The sequence below is a fragment of the Sulfurovum sp. genome, from assembly GCF_041562805.1.
GTDB lineage: Bacteria > Campylobacterota > Campylobacteria > Campylobacterales > Sulfurovaceae > Sulfurovum.
In genome coordinates this window covers 1-2,822 of the sequence record NZ_JBFFOH010000236.1, presented here as the reverse complement: position 1 = coordinate 2,822, position 2,822 = coordinate 1, and the positions used below count along the sequence as shown (strand labels likewise).

Genomic DNA, 2,822 nt, shown 5'->3' with positions numbered 1-2,822 from the left:
TCTTCGACATCCACGGTAAACCCGAGCTTGTACTCCTGGGAGACAAACTGGTCAACATCTTTCTGTGCCATAACTGCTCCTTTTTTGTAGCTATAAAACAACTATATTCCAAATAGGACTAAATCTATCTTATTAAAAAAAGGTGGTTAGGAAGTTTCAGATTGATAGATATTTTGAGAGGGATGTCTTTTACGCTGGTCTAACGTTTTACGTGGGTATGAGGAATCTTAGATCTGATAGAGGTACTAGTTCCCAATCTTAGAATTTATGTAGCTTTTTAAGTCACCTAAAGCTATTCTTACCCGATCCATTTCAATCAATATAGCTGGGATTGCTTTTGTATATTTCGTAGGATATGGTAGATCATGTATGTCAAATCCAGTATGAAAATCCACAAATGAGTATGGTATGTTCATTTCTTTGTTCACAATTATTTCCAGTTCAGCCATATTCTCGTCATTGAATCGGGTGAAACAGTAGAATTCTTTGTCAACAAACCCGAAGGATACTTTGTTTAGAGCTGAATACTTTTCTCTTTTATAATACTCTATGAGACCCTGAAAAATCAGGACACTTTCGTCATTTCCGAATAGATCCATAATTGTAACGAAAGCATTGTTAAGAACTTTTTCACATTTAGATATTCGTTTGTTGTTGGAGAGGAATTCTCTATGAAAATGGTTTTCAACCTCAAGGTTCTTTGCCTCTTTATAACTCTGAAAATGTCGTGTTGACTTTATATCTATCTGGAAAAGTGTTCCATTCAATTTGCATTGAATAACTTTTTGAACTTTATTTTGGAAGTCTTCTTGATCAGAAATTTCGTTTTCTTCACCGAGCACGATTTGTATTCTTTCAATTGACGTCTCATTTGCGGGGTTTACTTCTTGTTCTGATGGTACAAGCTCAGCTTTCGTATTTTTGCAAGATATATTATGTGTATTATTGCCAGTGGAAAAATTATCAATTTTTTCAACATTTCCCATGATTCCATGAAAGTTTTCAATATGAATGTATTTTCGATCGCTCATAGTTTATTAGTTCAATAATGATAATAAACTGATAACTGCAGAACTTATAGAAGCAACTTCGGCACCTCGTGACAACAGGCTACCTAAGACCGTTTTCGCTTTTTCAGGATTTTCTTTTGATGCTTCTAAATCACGAATGACATTGTTTTGATCAGGCAAGCCTAGCTTTTGAACTTCTACAATCAGCTTATCGATCTCACTACTGATGGTATTTTCGTTATAGACATTTGTCGAATTGGCTCCTGTAGATAAGTTACCGAGCTTGTTTACATTGCCCATAACTCCATTAAAGCTTTCTATATGGATGTTCTGTGCAGCTTTTTTTTCACCTTCTGAAAAAATTAAATCATCATTACCCAAAATGCCATCCTCTTCTAATTGCAAAGTCCAGTCCAAAAGCATGTTTCTTACTTGATTAATAATACCATAAATCTGTACATTAGCGACAGATTGCCTTGGCTTCAAATTTGTATCGAAAAACTTCATGATTGAAGCTTTTTGATTCTGTTGTAAATTGATTTCTAAGTTATTACTGCCATTTTTAGAAAGATTTTCTAACTCACCTATCGGTTGACCTATGTTAGTTTGAGAGAAAAGTTTAGCAATTTTTTTGTCTTGAACTATGGCCGGTATCCACCCCTGATAAGGGTTCCAAAACTTTAGATCTGTTTGAACCTGCCTATAAGATGGAATTTCTTTTCCTTGATAGCCTTTCAACTCACAATTGATCCACTCTTCAAAATCTCCTAGTTTTAGTTTTTTACTGATAACCAATGCTTCTCTAAGAAGGTTTTGCAAATCTTCATCTTTATCAATGCATTTTTTTTGGAGTCTCAAGACGATAGACATAAAATACCTCTCTTTCTCATTATGATCAATTATACATTAATTGTGTATTTTTCTCGTTCCCACGTTGTATGTGGAAATGCATTCTACAACATAACAGATCATGCCTATCTTCCATAAATATAAACACATATTTTAAAACGTCTGTATCATACAAGAAATACAATAAGAGTATTGGAAACAAATGTCGGCGTTATGATAGTAACTGATTAAAACGTTGCGGCGTCATCGACATAGCTGCGGACTGTGTCGTAGAAGCGGCGGTGGTCGTCGCACATGACCGATTTACGGGTAAAGTCGAGGGTTGTGCCGCCAAGACGGTTGGCGATAAAACCGCCGCCGCAAAGTTCGCTGTGGGTGCATGCGGCGCACTCTTCGGGCAGTACGGCGTGGAGGTCTCGGCACTGCTTAATGACGGCATCGTCTGCAGCCGTTTCCATGCTGTGCTCGAAAACATTAAAGTCGGTCCGTACGGCGCCGTCCGTAAAATAGCGCAGGTAGTCGTGGCGCTCATACTGCCCGTCGCTGTCAACGACCAGACTGCTCAGGCGGTCGCCGCCGACGCCGTCGCCGTGGTGTGTGCTGCCAAGCAGCAGTTTAATGGCATCGCGGAAGATGCGAATCCGGATGGTCGGGTCGTCCGCTTCGCTCCAGAGAGTGAAAAGTTTGGCATACCATGCGCCGTAGTCGTGCTGCGGCGGGTTGTCATGGTTGTAGTGTATCGGCCAGAGGATGCTCACGTCTTTTTTTGGAAGGGTCTTGACCCAGTCAAGATAGGTCTCGGGAGCGATGTCGGGGTCTGCTACGCTGAGCACGCCGCCGAAGTAGGGCAGCAGGCCGTCTGCTTCGAGCCGCTGCAGGTTTTCGAAGACCTGTTGGTAGCTTCCTTCGCCGCTGTGGGTAACGCGTCTGACATCGTTATAGGGCTGCGGTCCGTCCAGACTG

General features: G+C 40.6%; 3 protein-coding genes. All 3 read right to left on the bottom strand.

Annotated elements, in window-relative coordinates; genetic code table 11:
* Positions 1-245: 245 nt before the first annotated feature.
* A complete protein-coding gene (locus tag ABYK33_RS15175; RefSeq protein ID WP_373034156.1) occupies positions 246-986 on the bottom strand; it encodes a hypothetical protein in 741 nt (246 codons plus the stop codon).
* A 51-nt stretch (positions 987-1,037) separates the two neighbouring features.
* Positions 1,038-1,880, bottom strand: a complete 843-nt coding sequence (locus tag ABYK33_RS15170) for a hypothetical protein (RefSeq protein WP_373034155.1) — start codon at positions 1,878-1,880, stop codon at positions 1,038-1,040.
* A gap of 206 nt (positions 1,881-2,086) precedes the next feature.
* On the bottom strand, positions 2,087-2,822 hold a 736-nt coding region (locus ABYK33_RS15165), incomplete at its 5' end, for a radical SAM protein (protein ID WP_373034154.1).